The sequence below is a fragment of the Microcoleus vaginatus PCC 9802 genome (assembly GCA_022701275.1).
In the GTDB taxonomy this organism is placed as follows: Bacteria; Cyanobacteriota; Cyanobacteriia; order Cyanobacteriales; family Microcoleaceae; genus Microcoleus; species Microcoleus vaginatus_A.
This window is the reverse complement of sequence record CP031740.1, coordinates 4,427,829-4,444,622: the sequence shown is the minus strand read 5'-3', so window position 1 is coordinate 4,444,622 and position 16,794 is coordinate 4,427,829. Positions and strand designations below refer to the sequence as shown.

The 16,794-nt window shown below is 47.5% G+C and carries 15 protein-coding genes; 10 read left to right on the top strand and 5 right to left on the bottom strand.

Features of this window, described 5'->3' with window-relative positions; translation table 11 throughout:
* The first annotated feature begins 89 nt into the window (after positions 1 to 89).
* Together D0A34_18085 and D0A34_18080 are read left to right on the top strand one after the other, a co-directional pair.
* Positions 90 to 1,247 carry a carbamoyl-phosphate synthase small subunit gene (locus D0A34_18085; protein ID UNU20535.1) on the top strand — a complete coding sequence of 386 codons (1,158 nt, stop codon included), beginning with the start codon at positions 90 to 92 and terminating at the stop codon, positions 1,245 to 1,247.
* A 153-nt stretch (positions 1,248 to 1,400) separates the two neighbouring features.
* Positions 1,401 to 1,757 carry an anti-sigma factor antagonist gene (locus tag D0A34_18080; GenBank protein UNU20534.1) on the top strand — a complete coding sequence of 119 codons (357 nt, stop codon included), beginning with the start codon at positions 1,401 to 1,403 and terminating at the stop codon, positions 1,755 to 1,757.
* Here the strand turns inward: D0A34_18080 and D0A34_18075 are convergent.
* The gene (locus D0A34_18075; GenBank protein ID UNU20533.1) at positions 1,744 to 2,055 is read right to left on the bottom strand and encodes a hypothetical protein; all 312 of its coding nucleotides are present in this window, start codon (positions 2,053 to 2,055) and stop codon (positions 1,744 to 1,746) included. The genes D0A34_18080 and D0A34_18075 overlap by 14 nt on opposite strands.
* 100 nt (positions 2,056 to 2,155) lie before the next feature.
* On the opposite strand from D0A34_18075, the gene D0A34_18070 reads away from it, so the two are divergent.
* The 3 genes from D0A34_18070 (at position 2,156) to D0A34_18060 (ending at position 4,920) form a co-directional block, all read left to right on the top strand.
* Positions 2,156 to 2,602 carry a ribonuclease III gene (locus D0A34_18070; GenBank protein ID UNU20532.1) on the top strand — a complete coding sequence of 149 codons (447 nt, stop codon included), beginning with the start codon at positions 2,156 to 2,158 and terminating at the stop codon, positions 2,600 to 2,602.
* A gap of 263 nt (positions 2,603 to 2,865) precedes the next feature.
* Entirely contained in the window at positions 2,866 to 4,341 is a 1,476-nt protein-coding gene (gene rlmB / locus D0A34_18065) for a 23S rRNA (guanosine(2251)-2'-O)-methyltransferase RlmB (protein ID UNU20531.1), read from the top strand.
* A 300-nt stretch (positions 4,342 to 4,641) separates the two neighbouring features.
* On the top strand, positions 4,642 to 4,920 hold the full coding sequence (locus D0A34_18060; protein ID UNU20530.1) for a DUF1816 domain-containing protein: 279 nt from the start codon (positions 4,642 to 4,644) through the stop codon (positions 4,918 to 4,920).
* Between the two features lie 132 nt (positions 4,921 to 5,052).
* Here D0A34_18060 and D0A34_18055 read toward each other — a convergent pair whose 3' ends face one another.
* From D0A34_18055 to D0A34_18045, 3 genes are all read right to left on the bottom strand, one after another.
* On the bottom strand, positions 5,053 to 5,889 hold the full coding sequence (locus D0A34_18055; protein UNU20529.1) for an alpha/beta hydrolase: 837 nt from the start codon (positions 5,887 to 5,889) through the stop codon (positions 5,053 to 5,055).
* 55 nt (positions 5,890 to 5,944) lie between these two features.
* Complete coding sequence (locus tag D0A34_18050) at positions 5,945 to 7,246, bottom strand: serine hydrolase (protein ID UNU22356.1); 1,302 nt, start codon at positions 7,244 to 7,246, stop codon at positions 5,945 to 5,947.
* Positions 7,247 to 7,473: 227 nt separating this feature from the next.
* The gene (locus tag D0A34_18045; protein ID UNU20528.1) at positions 7,474 to 7,929 is read right to left on the bottom strand and encodes a helix-turn-helix domain-containing protein; all 456 of its coding nucleotides are present in this window, start codon (positions 7,927 to 7,929) and stop codon (positions 7,474 to 7,476) included.
* A gap of 1,100 nt (positions 7,930 to 9,029) precedes the next feature.
* Between D0A34_18045 and gatA the strand changes: the two genes are divergently transcribed.
* Together gatA and D0A34_18035 are read left to right on the top strand one after the other, a co-directional pair.
* Positions 9,030 to 10,496: an Asp-tRNA(Asn)/Glu-tRNA(Gln) amidotransferase subunit GatA gene (gatA, locus tag D0A34_18040; GenBank protein UNU20527.1), complete on the top strand. Its 1,467-nt coding sequence runs from the start codon at positions 9,030 to 9,032 to the stop codon at positions 10,494 to 10,496.
* A 111-nt stretch (positions 10,497 to 10,607) separates the two neighbouring features.
* Positions 10,608 to 11,594, top strand: coding sequence for an alpha/beta fold hydrolase (locus D0A34_18035; protein UNU20526.1), 987 nt, complete (start codon positions 10,608 to 10,610; stop codon positions 11,592 to 11,594).
* A 102-nt stretch (positions 11,595 to 11,696) separates the two neighbouring features.
* Here D0A34_18035 and D0A34_18030 read toward each other — a convergent pair whose 3' ends face one another.
* The gene (locus D0A34_18030; GenBank protein ID UNU20525.1) at positions 11,697 to 12,440 is read right to left on the bottom strand and encodes a pentapeptide repeat-containing protein; all 744 of its coding nucleotides are present in this window, start codon (positions 12,438 to 12,440) and stop codon (positions 11,697 to 11,699) included.
* Between the two features lie 585 nt (positions 12,441 to 13,025).
* On the opposite strand from D0A34_18030, the gene D0A34_18025 reads away from it, so the two are divergent.
* The 3 genes from D0A34_18025 (at position 13,026) to D0A34_18015 (ending at position 16,725) form a co-directional block, all read left to right on the top strand.
* Positions 13,026 to 13,676 (top strand): ATP-binding protein, encoded by a 651-nt coding sequence (locus D0A34_18025; protein UNU20524.1) that lies wholly within the window; start codon positions 13,026 to 13,028, stop codon positions 13,674 to 13,676.
* Between the two features lie 297 nt (positions 13,677 to 13,973).
* A complete protein-coding gene (locus tag D0A34_18020) occupies positions 13,974 to 14,312 on the top strand; it encodes a DUF3593 domain-containing protein (GenBank protein ID UNU20523.1) in 339 nt (112 codons plus the stop codon).
* Between the two features lie 325 nt (positions 14,313 to 14,637).
* Positions 14,638 to 16,725, top strand: coding sequence for a serine/threonine protein kinase (locus tag D0A34_18015; protein ID UNU20522.1), 2,088 nt, complete (start codon positions 14,638 to 14,640; stop codon positions 16,723 to 16,725).
* Positions 16,726 to 16,794: the final 69 nt, after the last annotated feature.

Sequence of the window (16,794 nt, the reverse complement as noted above, 5' to 3'; positions counted from 1 at the left end):
AAATTAAAATAATATCTGTATATTGCCGACTAGCATCAAATCGCTGGCAGTGGTAAGAATTAAACCAAACGAAAGTAATTAAGGATGCCATGTCACTTTCAACTGCACAACCCGCTCTCCTAGTCCTGGCTGACGGTACTGCTTACCGCGGCTGGTCGTTTGGCGCTGACGCCACCGTCGTTGGCGAAGTAGTATTTAATACGGGAATGACGGGCTACCAAGAAGTATTGACCGATCCCAGCTATTGCGGTCAAATTGTAACTTTTACTTATCCAGAATTGGGCAATACCGGGGTAAATCTAGAAGACGAAGAATCCTCGCGCCCGCAAATTCGGGGTGCGATCGCCCGGAACGTATGCAGCCGCCCCAGCAACTGGCGCTGCTCGCAATCTCTGCAAGACTACCTGAAACAGTACGATATCCCCGGAATTTACGGGATCGACACCCGCGCCCTCACTCGCAAAATTCGCACGGTGGGAGCGATCAACGGTGGCATTTCGACCACGATTCTCGACCAGGCGGAACTTTTGGAGCAAGTGCAAGATGCCCCCAGCATGGACGGGCTGAATCTGGTCCAGGAAGTCACCACTCGCGAGGTTTACGAGTGGTCTGAAGCCACGGACTCGGTTTGGGAGTTCAGTCCTACAGTCAAACCTGCTAACGGCGAAATGTGGACGGTGGTAGCGCTAGACTTTGGGATCAAGCGCAACATCCTGCGGCGTTTGGCGAGTTACGGGTGTCGGGTCATCGTTGTCCCCGCTGACACGTCGCCAGAGGAAATCCTCAAATACAACCCGGACGGCATTTTTCTGTCCAACGGCCCCGGAGATCCGGCGGCGGTAACGGAAGGGATCGCGACTGCGAAAGCTTTGTTAAAGTCCGACAAACCCGTATTCGGCATCTGCATGGGACACCAAATTTTGGGACTTTCCTTGGGTGCAGAAACTTTTAAACTTAAGTTCGGCCACCGGGGATTGAATCATCCAGCGGGTTTAACTCAGCAAGTAGAAATTACTAGCCAAAATCATGGTTTTGCCATCAACCCCGATTCCCTAGTCCCCGAAGTAGAAATTACTCATCTCAATTTGAACGATCGCACCGTAGCCGGATTGAAGCATAAAACTCTGCCACTTTTCTCAGTGCAGTACCACCCAGAAGCCAGTCCGGGCCCGCACGACGCCGATTATTTATTCGATCGATTCGTGCAGTCAATGCGAGACAATCAGAAAGTAGCCAGCAGTAAATAGTTAGCAGTCAGCAGTCAACCGTTAATGACTGCTGCCTCAAAAAAACTAAAAACCACTGACCAAAAAAAAGTGTAGACAAAAGACCAAAAAACTCCTATAATGAAGCCTCGACTTTAAGCCATATCTAGCTAGGAGGGTGTCATTCCTGAGTCATTGACCCTGACCGTTAGCCTCAGAGGCACTCGCGAAGTCAAGAATAACTATCAGTTATTTCGCCTGACTGGCCTGCTGGACGCTTTTTCTGAGGCAACTTTTCGGAAGGTAATAAGCAAATGTATTGACGAGAGCCCAAAACACGTAATTTTGGACTTGTCGCAGATAGACTTTGTGGATAGTTCAGGCCTGGGCGCACTTGTGCAACTTGTCAAAAAAGCCCAAACCTTGGAGGGGACATTGCAAATTGTCTCAAATCCCCGCGTAACTCAGACTGTTAAACTGGTTCGCTTAGAGAAATTTTTGTCTTTGCAGCCTTCGGTTGATGAGGCGGTAAAAAACGTCAAGGATGCTTGACGCCAAAGTGGATTAAATTAGCTATCCGGTTCTCAACGCTGGATAGCAAATTTTTATTTTTTTGCGGGTAAGACAATACGGATTTAGCCAGAAGCTGTGACACGCGCCAGCGCCTATCTCCGCGATGCTTAGAGTTTCGGTGGAGGGGCAGTAAAATATGTGTGGCAAACACGCGGAAAAATGGTATAAAAATTAGAGCATCCCGATTTGGTAAAAAGCCTTTTTTAGGAGTGCGATTAGGAGTGCGATCGTCTTTGCGCCAAGCTTTGTCTATATATCTCGCTTCGTGATCTGACAACGAACACTCCTGTGAAAGCTATAATTGCTGAAGTAACGAAAGACGAAATAAGTAAGTGACTAGAAAAACCAAGCTGTGCGGAAGTTTTATTTAAAAAAGTATGTCGCCGATCGCAGATGACGGGCTCAAACTGAGTCTGACGGATATCAGTTTAAATCGAGTGCATCCTGCGAGGGCTACACCAGCAGAAATAGAAAGGATTTCGCCCGCAGCCTGGGCATATTTGGGAGATGCAGTGTACGAACTCTACGTTCGCAGTTCGTACTTAGTCCCACCCAAAAAATTGCAAGCTTATCACGAATTGGTGGTGGGGCAAGTACGAGCCGAAACTCAAGCGCGTCACTTGCGATCGCTCTCTCCTTACTTGAACAGTACAGAATTAGCAATTGTCAAGCGCGGCCGCAATGCAGCAGCGGGCCGTTCTAAGCGAGCAGATCCAGAGATATACCAACAAGCCAGCAGTTTAGAAACCTTGGTCGGATATTTGTATCTCACCGATCCCGAAAGATTGACCGAACTTCTGGGACTTTTAGATCTTGAGACTTAAAGGATTAAGCAGTTAAGAGTTGGGAATGGGGAAGGATTAATTAACCATCCTTGCACGGCTAACATACAACCGCAAAAATCTCGATCGGCAAAACAGGATTTATCAGTTATTAACTAGCAATTTGAACACAGCAAAATCCTTGCTCCCTCCCTAGAAAATCTAAAATCTCAAAGCCCCAAGATTGCTCCCTCAATCAAGAATCTAAAATCTACAATCTACAATCCATTAGCCTTCAGTCAAAACGTTTTGACCACAAGAAACCAATGAGAAAATTTACCAGACCAAACTCCTCGCGATCTAATTCCGACAGCAAACCCTTCAAAAGCGAAGGCCGCCGTCAGGACTCACAACCATCCTCTGCCCGCTTTGAACGCAAGCCCCGTCCCGAAACTCGCGGAGTAGACGCGCCTCAAAAGCGATCGACCTTCGCTCCGCAATCGCGAGAAATGCCCGTGAGAGCAATTTTCAAACGCAGAGTCGATTCCGACAGCCAACCGGAAATTCGCAGAAATAATACTTTCCAAGACAGAGACAGCAGCCCGCAGGAATCCCGGGGCAATTATTACCAAGACAGAGACAGCAGCCCGCAGCCGGCCCGCAACAATTTCCGAGACAGAGACAGAGACAGCAGCCCGCAGCCGGCCCGCAACAATTTCCGAGACAGAGACAGAGACAGCAGCCCGCAGCCGGCCCGCAACAATTTCCGAGATAGAGACAGAGACAGCAGCCCGCAGCCGGCCCGCAACAATTTCCGAGATAGAGACAGAGACAGCAGCCCGCAGCCGGCCCGCAACAATTTCCGAGACAGAGACAGAGACAGCAGACCGCAGGAATCCAGGGGCAATTATTACAAAGACAGAGACAAAGACAATAGCCCGCAAGAATTCCGGGGCAACCATTTCAGAGACAGAGACAAAGACAGAGACACTCGCCCTGTTGACAGTGCCTCAAATACAGTCGTGCAACCAGACGCAGACACAGACGACATGATTTACGGCCGCCATGCGGTGCAAGCAGCTTTAGAAACAAACCAAGTCCTCAACCGGATTTGGGTTGTCCCCCACCTGCGCTACGATCCCCGCTTTCACAGCTTGCTAACGGAAGCCAAGACCAACGGCAGCATCATTGATGAAGTTGACGATTTGCGCCTCGACTACATCACGCGCAAGGCAAACCACCAAGGCGTCGCGGCTCAAGTATCAGCCTACGAATACCTGGATTTGAGCGAACTGATCGCAAAAGCTAAGTCGGCTTGCGAAGATCCAGTAATTGTGGTAGCCGAAGGACTCAACGACCCGCATAATCTAGGGGCGATTATTCGCACCGCAGAAGCATTGGGCTCTCAGGGCATGGTGATTCCGCAGCGGCGGGCTGTTGGGATTACCTCGGCAGTGAGAAAAGTGGCAGCAGGGGCATTGGAAAGCCTGCCCGTGGCGAGGGTTGTCAATCTTAACCGGGCGCTGGAAGAACTCAAAGAGGCTGGATTCTGGATTTATGGTACTGCAGCAGGCGTCGGTCAATCTGTAGAGACAGTCAAGTTCTCTGGGCCCACTGTTTTAGTGGTAGGTGGTGAAGCTGAGGGTTTGAGCCTTTTGATACAGCGCGGATGTGACGGATTAGTTTCAATTCCTTTAAGGGGCAATACTCCTAGCCTGAATGTCTCGGTAGCAACGGGGATGGCTTTATACGAAATTTACCGTCAGCGCGGGCCCAAAAAGTTTCACGTACACGGATCGTAAAGGTAGTTGAAAAAAAGAACACAACAGAGTAGTTTATTGTGAATGCCACTCACAAGGGAGTGGCACCACACCCTGAACAAGTAAGGGTAGCCGATCGACTGTCGTTACTGGTTCAGGCGAAAGTAGAGGGGGCCTGGCCCCTACGTTCAAACAGGAATTCGACACAAATCTATTTAGATATCCGCTTTAAAGAGGTTTGGATCGGTTCTTGGTAGCAGTCAGCCACGTGTGTGTAAATAACAAAAGCCTAGGCGTGTTCGCAGCACCCTGAAAACACCGTCAAATACATTAGAACAGCAGATGAAAGAATTCTTGATTAGCTTGCTCAACTTTTTCGGATTGGCTTGGTGGGTTGAAGTTAAAACTTCAGCGCCGCGGTGCATTTACTATTTTGGCCCGTTCTTAACCGATGGAGAGGCGGAAGCTGCAAAAGCAGGATATGTAGAAGACATAGAAAATGAAGGGGCAGAAGGTGTTAGTGTTTCTATTCAGCGCTGCAAACCAATTACTTTGACTGTTGCAGAAGATTTGGGAAAGCTTGGTGATGGAGGGCTGTGGCCGGTTTTGAGCGGTCAGTAGAAGCAGGGGGAATTTTGAGTTTTGAGAGGGCTACGCTTCCCTCGCAACGCTGTGCGGTTTTGAGTTGTGAGTTGTTGTAACTTCAAAACTCTTGAGTGTTGGGTAATAAATTGCTTGTGACAAACTCAAAACTCAACACTCGTAATTGCCAACTGCTTCGGGGTGACTCTCAATCCAGCGATCAATGTCTGCGACTACCCGATCGGGAATTTCCCAAGGGAACAAGTGGGCTGTATTGGGATAGCAGTGCCACTGACAGTCGTGCAGGTGGCGGGCGGTTTCTAAACTCGACTCTGAGGTGATGTGCCGATCGCCCTCTCCGGCGAGCACCAAGCTGGGACAATGAATGTCGCCCAGGTGCATCAGTCGATCGTATCCAGCCCTCAGAGCGGTATTTAACGCCTTGGTAGCCGTGTTGGAAGTCTTGAGGTAGGCGGGGGTACCTGCCTGTGCTAAGTAGCGGTAAGGGGTGGCGTTATGCTGCTGTATCAAGTAGCGAAAGAGCGATCGCCTAGCAAAAGTATCGATATTCCACTGCCAACCGGGTATCGCCCAATTGATAATTCCGGCTAAACCGGTGTAAAGGTTATCTTGCCAAGAGATGGGAGGGTGACTTCCTCGCGGTTTGGCTGCTGATGCAAGGAGAATCAAACCGGTGACTCGCTGGGGATATTTCATGGCTAATTCCAGGGCTAAAATCCCTCCCAAAGACCATCCGATCACCAAACACCGATCGACTCCTAATCTGTCTAATAGTGCTTCTAAATCGACCAGATGATCGGTCATTTCAAAGAAAGTTGAGGTGCGGCTGTTGCCGTAGCCGCGCAAGTCGGGGGCGATCGTTTGGAAGCGTTGTGATAGGTGTTCTGTGAAGACGGACATACAATCGCCGGAACCTGGATGGCCGTGCAAGCAGAGAATCGGAAACCCTTTGCCTTTGACGGAAACACTGAGTTTGTGATGCGGCATTTTTTAACTGTTTGGGCGGTGCGTTGTCCCCGCTATAAATTGTATATTCCAGCGGTTAAAAGCTGGGGTTTCGGACAATGTAATCGGCAATTTTAGAAATAGACTGGCGCATTTGTAGCTCGCCGCTGCGGCTGTCAATCACAGTAATCACATAGGCCTCGTCGTCAACGCTCATCGCTAAAGTTGTGCCGAGTACCCGGGAATTTTGGCCGGTTTTTTCGCCCAACCACTGAGCTTTAGTTCCTTCCAATGCAGCAAATCCCAGAGCGTGATCGTACTGGCGGTTGAGAGTTTCTATTAATAGTTTAGCACCGGGTGTTTCGCCGTTGTAAATTTGCACCATCATTTCGGTGAGTTCGTTAGCAGTCAGGCGGTTGCGACCAGAACCGGGGTTGGAAGGCATAATTTTTGCCCCCATCAATTTGAAGTTGACGCGGGTGACTTCGTAGCCGCGATTATCTAAAAATTGATTGATGTAATCCGAACCCAAATAATCGATTAGTTGATTGGTGGCGATATTGCTGCTGCGATAGATCATTTCTTCTAACAGTAGCTGTAGCGGGTAATTGCGATTGGACGTAATCTTTGCCGATGCGTCTTCGGTGAAATTACCCCGATTGACGAATACTTCTTGGTTAAGACTAATTTTTTCCTTTTCGACTTTTTGCATCAGGGCGACAGCAATCGGCAATTTAATTAAGCTGGCCGGACTGGCAGGAGGCACATCGCCCCGGAGGTTTACGCACTCTCTAGAAAGGTTGCAAACCCCGATCGAAGCTTGAGCCGACAAACCGCTTTCCCGCGCCAGCGCACCCAAAAAATCAGATTTTGCTTGCTGCACTTGAAAGGTTGCTGCTGTTAAATTTTCCCGGTATTCTTGAGTTTTTGAGGCAGTTAGCGAAGCTAAAAATGAATTTTGAGGAACTTCCTGCAAGTTGTTGAGGGCCTGATGCCAGAAAAATTGAGTTTGCTGCGAAGATTCGATCGACTGATTTGGCTGCCGTTTAGTTTCTACGGCTCGGTTGGCTAAACGGACTGCTTGCTGTAAGTCGTCCTTAGCCCTCTGTTCTACTAATATTTGAGCTTCCACCGCTTGCAACTGCTGTAGCAGTTGTTCTTGAGGATTGGCTGCGAAGGGAACTAAGCCGGAGAGGAGGGTTGGTTCTGGGGAGGGAGAAGAGGGTTGTTCTAATTCGGTGATCAGCCGATCGCGAATTTTGTAGAGTTCGTCTAGGGAACGCGGGTTAGATGATTGAGAGAATGAACTTGCGATGGTTAACATCTGAACCAGTCCGATGCCGGCTACTACTGCCGCCATCTTGTTGGCGATCGACCAAAAACACCTGATATCTAGCATATTTAACATCCTCAACACCACCACATTCAATATAAGCAGCTATTGTTACATCAGTCAAACGGTTTGAGATTTAGATGGGAGATTTTAGATTGAAGAACAAATCTAAAATCTCAAATCTAAAATCTCAAATCTAAAAGGGTTTTAATCGCGCCAATGTGGCAAAATAACCAAGATAAAGGGAGCGATCGCACCAAAGCAATCAACCCCCTTTAAATATTGGGAACTATCTACTTTTTGCGCCGCCGTCGCCAGTCAGCACCCAACCGCTTGAGGTAATCCCAACCGCGTTGGGGCCAGACATGATCGCTACCGATTTTTTCGGCAATCCAGCGAGCTACTTTGGGGCCTGTCCAGTCTCCGCCGTCGGGGGCAGGGCCTTGCAGGGCTTGTCGCAGTTCTTCTTGCTGTTCAGGATTCAGCAAGGATTTCGCAGGAGGGGGCTGGCGGTCTCCGCTGCGATTTCTCACAGAGTTAGGCCCTTCTCGGTTGTAGCGCTGGACAATTTCTTTGGCGTAGTCGTAGTTGAGGCCTACGACTTGGGCTGCTTGTTTGATAGTCCAATTTCTGGAAACTAACAGCAGCAAGTGCCAGCGGCGCGACTCTGTGGTGTTTTGTGCCTGCCGGTAGCGAATTTTGAGTTCCTCTGCCGTCAGGTGGGATTCTAAGTGAGCTTTAGGTGGCATTCCTCCAACGGGGCATCGGGAACTTCTTACCATATATCTTTGGTTTTGGGGATAATTCCGGATGAAATTATTTTCCTGGGGATCGTGGCGGCAAATACCTAGCTTTTTTTACCGCAGGTACACGCGGATAGTCGTACTTGAGGAAGGACTGCTGTTTTTTTGCAGGGGCGCGCAACAGGAGACCTCGGCCTGGCAGTGAGCGTTTCGAGCTTTTTTGGGAACCCCAGATTTCTCACAGGCTTTTTAACCCTGGGCACAATGGGCGTTTATGGGAAAAGGTTGCTCACTATTTTCTTCGACGATCGCGCAGCGGCTATTAATTCACTTGGATGACTGATAACTTTCAGTCATTTTTGACTAAAAAAGAGTTCTTCACAATCTGACCCTAATTATTAGGGTATGTGCAGCAATACTCTAATATTTTATTATCCTGATTTTCTATTCCCAGTTCATTTTTTTCTGGATTTTCAGGAGGAAATTAATCACCTCAAAAATCAGCTTTAGATGCTTAGAAATATGCGTTTTTAAATAAAATTTTAGAAAACTGGTCATCTCTTGGGAACAAATATTTTGAGTCTTGTCTGAATATTCCCCCGAATAAAGCAGTCATGACCGGGAATTAGTTTATTTTTTATGCCATCTTTTTCTACCCTAAATCGTGGGTTGCTCGAAGAGAAGCTGGGATCTAATATTCGAGAATTTAGATTACAGAATGGGGAATGACTGATTTCCTAATGATTGGGATCTTGCCTACACATTATTGGAGCCAGAACCTAATTATGTAGGGATCGCACTGCACACCTTACCCCTTACTCATATAAATCTCGAGTCAAACCACTTTTTGCATCAGTCGTAATACAGTTGCATTCTTGGTTTTTTAAAAGATTAGGTAAAAAACGCGATCGCTTATTTGTGTCCGGTGGGATTTTGGGAATTTAATCTATTGTAGATAAAATGACCGCTCGCGCGTTACGGAACCCTCTTCGAGGCTCGAACTTTCGCCACAAAAATAGCAGACTTTGCCTTCGGGCTGTAAGCAGGTACAATTGCCAGTTATATTAACTGTATTGTCTCAAAGTAGAAATGATAAAGGTACGAGCATGGCATCCATCCGCGAGTTGCACCGACAACTGGTCAATAAAGAACGCTCTGCTGTGGAAATTACTCAAGAAACATTAGACCGAATTACCCAGCTAGAGCCGAAGTTGAAAAGCTTTCTGTGCGTGACGGCAGACAGCGCATTGGCACAGGCCCATAAAGTGGATGCCCAAATCGCAGCCGGAGAGCAAATTGGTCTGTTGGCCGGCATCCCGATCGCCGTTAAAGACAATATGTGTACCGAGGGCGTTCCCACAACCTGCGCCTCTCGAATTTTGGAGAATTTTGTTCCTCCCTACGATGCCACCGTCGTCTCCAAACTCCAAGCAGCCGGTGCGGTGATTGTGGGTAAGACGAATATGGACGAGTTTGCAATGGGGAGCTCGACAGAAACTTCTGCCTATCAAGTTACCGCGAATCCTTGGGACTTGGAGCGCGTGCCCGGAGGGTCTTCTGGCGGTTCTGCCGCAGCGGTAGCGGCTGGAGAATGCGTCGTGAGTTTGGGTTCTGATACTGGGGGATCGATCCGCCAACCTGCTGCTTTTTGCGGTTTGGTGGGTCTGAAACCGACTTATGGGTTGGTTTCTCGCTACGGTTTGGTCGCCTATGCTTCTTCTCTCGATCAAATCGGGCCCTTTGGTCGCACTGTTGAGGATTCAGCGATTTTGTTGGGGGCGATCGCCGGTTATGATCCGAGAGATTCCACGAGTCTTAATGTCCCAATTCCTGACTACGCTCAAGCTTTAAGACCCAGTTTGCGACCGAAGGGTCAGATTAGAATTGGTGTAATTAAAGAAACTTTTGGTGTAGGGCTGGACTCGGGGGTTAAAGACGCTGTTACTAAGGCGATCGAGCAATTTCAACAATTGGGCGCAGAAATTCAAGTCATTTCTTGTCCCCGGTTCCGCTACGGTTTGCCCACTTACTACATCATTGCTCCCTCGGAAGCTTCGGCAAATTTGGCGCGATATGATGGAGTCAAATACGGTTTCCGGTCTCCAGACTCCGATAATCTTTTGGATATGTATGCCAAAACCCGCTCTCAAGGGTTCGGTGCGGAAGTTAAACGCCGGATTGCGATCGGCACTTACGTATTGTCGGCTGGATATTACGATGCCTATTATCTAAAAGCTCAAAAAGTTCGGACTTTGATTAAAGAAGACTTTGAAAAAGCTTTTTCTCAAGTTGATGTTTTAGTCTGTCCCACAGCTCCTACTACCGCATTTAAGGCAGGGGAAAAATTCAATGACCCCCTAAGTATGTATTTGTCAGATTTGATGACTATTCCCGTGAATCTGGCTGGTTTGCCAGCTTTGAATTTGCCCTGCGGATTTGATGATAAAGGACTGCCCGTGGGTATACAACTGATTGGTAATGTTTTGCAAGAATCTCGGTTGTTTCAAGTGGCTCACGCTTACGAACAGTCTACAAATTGGCACTTACACCACCCCGAATTCATTAATTTTTGAAAATCGGCGGAATAGGGCGGCGGAAGTTAGTAATCGATCTTGGCTAATTGTCTGAATTAATCATTTGCCATTAGCTTTTGAGCGATCTCTAATTTCCCGCGTGCTCTATCTATGAACAAGTTGCTAGTATTCCTTGTGTCTAAAGCGCTAATAGCTTTTGGGATAGTTTTGGCCGTTGCTTATTCTGCTGCTTGTGTATTCCTATTTGTAGCACAAGGTAAGTTTATCTTTTTTCCCGCGCGGGCGATCGAAACTACGCCAGATGATTTTCAGTTGAAATATCAAGATGTCTGGCTGCCCATTCCAACTAAAACAGGCGCGGTGGACAGCGTACACGGGTGGTGGATTCCTGCCTCGGAAAATCCCCCCAGCCCCCCCCTAGCAAAGGGTGAAGCGAGAAAGGGGGAGTCGTTTCTGGCGACGCCCCAAAGTGACAAACGGGCCATCAGTGCGGTTCCCGCCCTTAACAAGGGGGGGTTAGGGCGGGTAGTTTTGTACCTGCACGGCAATGCTTCAAATGTGGGAGCAAATGTCGAACATGCTTATCGATTTCATCGATTAGGTTTGTCGGTATTTGTGATGGATTATCGTGGTTATGGAAAAAGCCAGGGCGATTTTCCGAGTGAATCTCAGGTTTATGAGGATGCTCAACTTGCTTGGGATTATTTGGTGAAACAGCGGGGGATTAACCCGAATCAAATTTATATCTACGGTCATTCTTTGGGAGGGGCGATCGCGATCGATCTAGCCGTGCGTCACCCTGAGGCGGCGGGGTTAATCGTAGAAGGTTCTTTTACTTCGACGCGGGCGATGGTTAATTTCCAAAAAGGGCTGTTTTGGATGTTTCCGATCGATTTTTTGCTGACACAGCGGTTTGATTCTCTTTCAAAAGTCGATCGCCTGCAAATGCCCGTGCTTTTTATTCACGGGAATGCTGACAATGTAGTTCCAGTGGAAATGAGCAAAAAAATGTTTGAGGCAGCACCGGAGCCGAAACAGCTTTACATAGTTCCTGAGGGAGGTCACACTAATGTGGCACAGATCGGGGGCGCAGAATATTTGCAAATACTGAGCCAATTTTTAGGTTCTTCCAAGTAGATAAAAGCTATTGGCGGTAACAGGTTAAGTTGGATATCTGTACCGCCTACTCGCACTTCTAACAGTACATATTAAACAGAGTAGTGATGGCGATGATACTGCTTAGTAGAACCTTAATACATTGAGCCACCAGTCATTCAAGGCATAGCAGTAATTACAGTAATTGTTCGTGCTGATCGCTGGTTCTTTCTTAACTTCGCAGCCTCGCCGAGAGGTTTTTTGATCGGGCATCCGGGCTCCACAGAGATTCGCATCGGTGAGATTAGCTTTGTTCAATCTCGCATTCCTCAAATCGGCCGATCTAAGGTCGGCACCGCTGAGATTTGCACCGCTTAAATCGGCTTCTTGGAGGTCGGCACCGCTGAGATTTGCACCGCTTAAATCGGCATTTCTCAGGTCGGTTCTACTTAGTTTAGCGGCGCTCAAATTACTGCATTTTAAATTAGCCAACTGGAGGGATGCTTCTCGAAGAGAACTCTCGCTGAGGTTTGCATTTTCTAAGTTTGCTCCCCTGATGTCGGCCCTGCTCAGGTCGGCGTTGCTGAGGTCGGCGTCGGCCAAAAAGGCGTTTCTCATGTTGGCGTTGTTTAAATTAGCTTCCATTAAGTCAGCGGCAGTCAAGTCGGCATCAACTAAGTCGGCCCTGCTGAGAGTGGCGCGGCTCAAGGAAGCGCCAAACAAATCTGCACGGCTCAAGGAAGCGCCAAATAAGTCGCATCCGGGACATCCTCTGGTTTCTAGCAGCCGCTTGACTAGAGATAGATTTTGAGCTGATAAGGGAAGTGCGGCGCAAAATGGGAGTAGCATTATCGCTGCAGTCAGAATTTTCAGTTTGATTTTGGTCATAGTCTGGGTAAGTCCTGTAACTGCCTTTCATCACCGATTTGTCTGCTGGACTTACGTGCGGGGGACCAAAAACCCGGTTTCCTCGTTAATTCCTCGCTGTCAAACCCAATATTCTAAGCAGAAACTGGGTTGTTTGCGTAAGTCCTAGTCTAGTGGATGGACGTGACTCGACGGTGTAAGGTTCGATCGCGCTCACGGATATTACTTACGCGTTGGGGATGAAAGCCCGCACATCAAGGCTCCGTGGCAGCGAACGGCGAACGGCCGGAGGCGCTAAATGCCAGGGATTCTGGAGCTGGCGACGGCTGCGACAAGTGGCCGACTCGGACAACGGATAAGTATTTGTAATCGATGCAGTTGGGTTTTGCTGCCGAGGGCGATCGTTCTCCGTACAGGCGATAGGTAAATAAGCCAATTGGCTTAGACTCTTAAGACATATTGCTGATGCGCTGCCTTCTCTAAAAAAGATAGCATTTTTGTGTGATCCCCGAAATAATACCGAGCAAGCAAGTATAAAAAAAATACCTGGTGTCTCGGCGGGTGGGAAAATTGGGTACAGCTAATACTTTCAGACGAGGAAAATAGATGTCCAACAGCATAGATCAACTTGCAGAAGGCGGCAGGGGGATCAAACTCATGTGGCAGATTGCAGACGAGCTAAGTTACACCCGGACTCTGGACAATCGAAATTGTTTGTCGCTGAGCAAAACTTACGAAGTAGAAAATCGCAATCGCTCCCAAAATATAAAAAAAGCTAGCGTTTTAGATGGGTTAATGAATTTATTAAACACCTGGGATTGGCAGACTGAAAAACAGCAGGAAGAAGATCTGCATGAAACTTGTATTCAACATATTAGCCTGCAAGTCAACACAGATGTCAATGCTTTAACCCAAGTTTTGTTGTGGTTTGAACAGTTGAAAGATATATCGCTCCCCAATGAAGTGTGGTGGAACTTTCAGTTGGCTTTAGCCGAAGGTTTCACTAATGCAGTTCGCCACGCTCACAAAAATCTGCCAGTAGAAACTCCTGTTCAACTGGAAATTAGGGTATTTAAGGGACGGTTGGAACTCAAAGTTTGGGATTGCGGCCCGTGTTTTGATTTTGATGCTAAGCTGAAGGAAATTCTGGCAGGAGATAGAAATAACGGCTTGGATTTAGAGGTTGTCAACGATGCTTGCTTGATGCCTAGCAGACAGAAAACTTTGGAACCGTCTCTGTTTCTAATTGCTGGGTAGCTTTGGAGAGAGGGGCAATTAACAGACTGGCACGGTTAAAAATGTGTTATCCTAAAAACGGTGTTAGGGAAAAAGTTACGGGTTTTGTCTCCGCGTCGGTGAGGGGTTTTGAATACTGCCGACCTGCTGCGGCTTAGTTTAAGAGCTATGGTCTTGGGTGACTCTATAGCGGTTCGATAGAAACGGGTGCATCTGTCTAATTAAATATTAAAAACTAAATATCAAAAGTTAAAAATTATTCACACTAATTTTTGAGCTTTTAATTTATCATAGTATCTGGTCGCTCGCCAATTACTAATGATTTCCAAAGAAAGTTTATTTGTTCTGTCTCTATTTCCCTACTTGGGATTTCTCTGGTTTTTGACTCGATCGGGAAAAACACCCCGTTTAGCTCTGATGGGATTTTACGGCACTCTCGTTTTTGTGGCTGTGACTATTCCCGCCGCAATTTACGCAAAAGTTGCCTACAACGAGTCGCTAGCAAATGTCGATTGGCTGCACGGTTCTGCAGAAGTATTCTTAACAATTGCCAATATTTTATTAGTTTTAGGCTTTAGAGAAGCGGTGATTAAAGCCAAAGCATCGTCACAGAAGGGCGGCGAGGAGCCAGAGTGTCTTTTAGATGGGGGAGAATAGCCGATCTCATCTCAGTTTTGTATTTACTCTCGGCATAAATGCTGCAGAATAGCCGTAGTTAACAGTTAACTGTTGACATACCAGTTTGTGAGCGGCCAACCGGCAAAATTTTAGGAAAGCATTAGAATATATGGAAACTCACATCAAGCACTTCTAGTGTCATCACCTTGGTTTCTTGGCACTGGCTCAACCTGAGAGCCGAGATTTTGGGTTTAGAAAGCCGGTTTCTCAGGTATTGTCGAGAATGGTGCTCTGGGCGTGAGTGGAAACAGACTACCATGTTGCTAAGTTTAGCTGTGGTGGGAATCTCCAGGCCGGAAAAAAGATGAGCTATTGCCTCAATCCCCATTGCCAAAAGCCGCAGAATGCTGACTCAACCAATTTTTGTCGGGCGTGCGGCTCTAAATTGCTACTGAAAGAGCGTTACCGCGCCCTTCAACCTATCGGCGAAGGAACATTTGGCAGAACTTTTTTAGCTGTCGATGAAGATAGGTTGAAAACTCCCTGCGCCATCAAACAATTTTTCCCCCAAGTGCAAGAAAAGGCTGAATTAGAAAAGGCAACTGCACTGTTCAAACAAGAAGCTCATCGATTGCACGAACTCGGAGAACACCCGCAGATTCCCAGTTTGCTGGCTTCTTTTGAACAAGCCAAACGTCTGTATCTTGTGGAAGAGTTAATCGAGGGAAATAATTTGTTTCAGGAGTTGCAGCAGCGGGGAGCTTTTAGCGAGGAACAGATTTGGGAATTGTTGATCAATTTGTTGCCTGTTTTGCAATTTGTTCACGAGCAGCAGGTGATTCATCGAGATATTAAGCCGGAAAATATTGTGCGGAGAAGTCCCCAAACCTTGTGGGCTGCTGCGGGATATAGTACCTCAACTCCAGGTAAAGGAAAAGGAGGGGCAAATTTACCTCAATCTTCTGGTGGTATGAAAGGGATAATTGTGGCTGAATCTCCTGCTGTACAGGGGAAGGCCAGGGGGGGCCAGTTTGTGCTAGTAGATTTTGGAGTTGCTAAGCACATTACGGGCCTTTCTGAGGCGCAAACTGGGACGATAACTGGAACTGCAGGCTATGCGCCGCTCGAACAAATTCGCAGTGGCAAGGCCTATCCGGCGAGCGACCTTTACAGTTTGGGCGTTACCTGTATTCACCTGCTAACTGGGGCGGTACTTAAGGATTTGTTCGATGCTTTGGAATGCAAATGGATTTGGCGATCGCACTTGGCGCAAAAAGGCATAAAAGTCAGCCAAAAATTAGCAACTATTTTGAATAAATTGCTCAAAGATTCGGTACGAGAGCGATATCAATCCGCTGCTGAAGTATTGCAAGACTTGGTAAATTTTGGGCAATATCCTCGCTCTCAAATCAGTTATAATTCGCCCACAAAAATAGCTATTAATTCGCCAGTAACTAACTCGCAGCCAAATACAGCCACTGCCGTCTCGGTCGCGCCGCCCCACAAGATTAATGTTGCGCCATCCGCTAACAATCCGACATTATTGTCTAATAACTGGCGGTGCGAGCGCATTCTCCACGGTCATTCAGACTCGGTTAATGCTGTTGTTATTAATCCTCAAGGCAATATTCTCGCTAGCGCCAGTGACGATAAAACAATTAAGCTGTGGAACCTGCAAACAGGTGAATTCATCCATACTTTTTTCGGTCATTCCGCCAGGGTTAATGCTGTGGCAATCAGCCCCGACGGGAGAATTATGGTTAGCGGCAGTTTTGACAGAAAAGTCATTGAGTGGAAGCTGGATAAAAAGGCGATGATTCGCGAATTTTACAGCGATTTTGGTTCCCCGTACAGTCATCGCTACGGCTCCGTGTACTCGGTGGCTTTTAGTTGCGACTCTGGAGCGATTGCGAGTGCTAGCGGCGACCAGAGTATTAAATTGTGGAACCAGCGCAACGGAGCATTAGTTCAAAAACTTTCGGGACATTCTGACAAGGTTTTATCGGTTAGTTTTCGCCCTCAAAGTATGATGCTTGCCAGCGGCAGTGCTGACAAAACTATCAAGATGTGGCTTGTAGGTATTGGGGAGAGTGTACGGACTTTTGTCGGTCATTCAGATGGGGTTTATGCCATCGCATTTAGTCAAGACGGCAAGATGATTGTCAGTGGAAGTGCCGACGCTACTGTTAAATTGTGGAATGCCGATACAGGGGAATTGATTAATACTTTGAGGGGGCATTCGGATGCGGTGATTTCGGTGGCGATTAGTCCAGATCGCGAAATTATGGCTAGCGGCAGTCGAGACGGTACGGTTAAACTCTGGAACCTGGAAACAGGAGAATGTTTGTGCAGTCTAGCTGGGTGCAATCCGGTGGCTTTTAGTCCTGACGGTCAAACTTTAGTCACCGGTGGCGATGGCGGCGAAGTGTTAGTTTGGCGGGCGTCTGTTTAGTTGGGCGAGATAATTGACATACTTGTGAAGGCGATCGGTGTTAGTGTCAAGTAAGCGACTGGCCCAAGA

What these genes read in the sequence shown, in the direction of transcription:
- D0A34_18085 (UNU20535.1), top strand. Translation starts at nt 90, where the DNA reads ATGTCACTTTCAACTGCACAACCCGCTCTCCTAGTCCTGGCTGACGGT.
- D0A34_18070 (UNU20532.1), top strand. Translation starts at nt 2,156, where the DNA reads ATGTCGCCGATCGCAGATGACGGGCTCAAACTGAGTCTGACGGATATC.
- rlmB (UNU20531.1), top strand. Translation starts at nt 2,866, where the DNA reads ATGAGAAAATTTACCAGACCAAACTCCTCGCGATCTAATTCCGACAGC.
- D0A34_18060 (UNU20530.1), top strand. Translation starts at nt 4,642, where the DNA reads ATGAAAGAATTCTTGATTAGCTTGCTCAACTTTTTCGGATTGGCTTGG.
- D0A34_18055 (UNU20529.1), bottom strand. Translation starts at nt 5,889, where the DNA reads ATGCCGCATCACAAACTCAGTGTTTCCGTCAAAGGCAAAGGGTTTCCG.
- D0A34_18050 (UNU22356.1), bottom strand. Translation starts at nt 7,246, where the DNA reads ATGCTAGATATCAGGTGTTTTTGGTCGATCGCCAACAAGATGGCGGCA.
- D0A34_18045 (UNU20528.1), bottom strand. Translation starts at nt 7,929, where the DNA reads ATGCCACCTAAAGCTCACTTAGAATCCCACCTGACGGCAGAGGAACTC.
- gatA (UNU20527.1), top strand. Translation starts at nt 9,030, where the DNA reads ATGGCATCCATCCGCGAGTTGCACCGACAACTGGTCAATAAAGAACGC.
- D0A34_18035 (UNU20526.1), top strand. Translation starts at nt 10,608, where the DNA reads ATGAACAAGTTGCTAGTATTCCTTGTGTCTAAAGCGCTAATAGCTTTT.
- D0A34_18030 (UNU20525.1), bottom strand. Translation starts at nt 12,440, where the DNA reads ATGACCAAAATCAAACTGAAAATTCTGACTGCAGCGATAATGCTACTC.
- D0A34_18025 (UNU20524.1), top strand. Translation starts at nt 13,026, where the DNA reads ATGTCCAACAGCATAGATCAACTTGCAGAAGGCGGCAGGGGGATCAAA.
- D0A34_18020 (UNU20523.1), top strand. Translation starts at nt 13,974, where the DNA reads ATGATTTCCAAAGAAAGTTTATTTGTTCTGTCTCTATTTCCCTACTTG.
- D0A34_18015 (UNU20522.1), top strand. Translation starts at nt 14,638, where the DNA reads ATGAGCTATTGCCTCAATCCCCATTGCCAAAAGCCGCAGAATGCTGAC.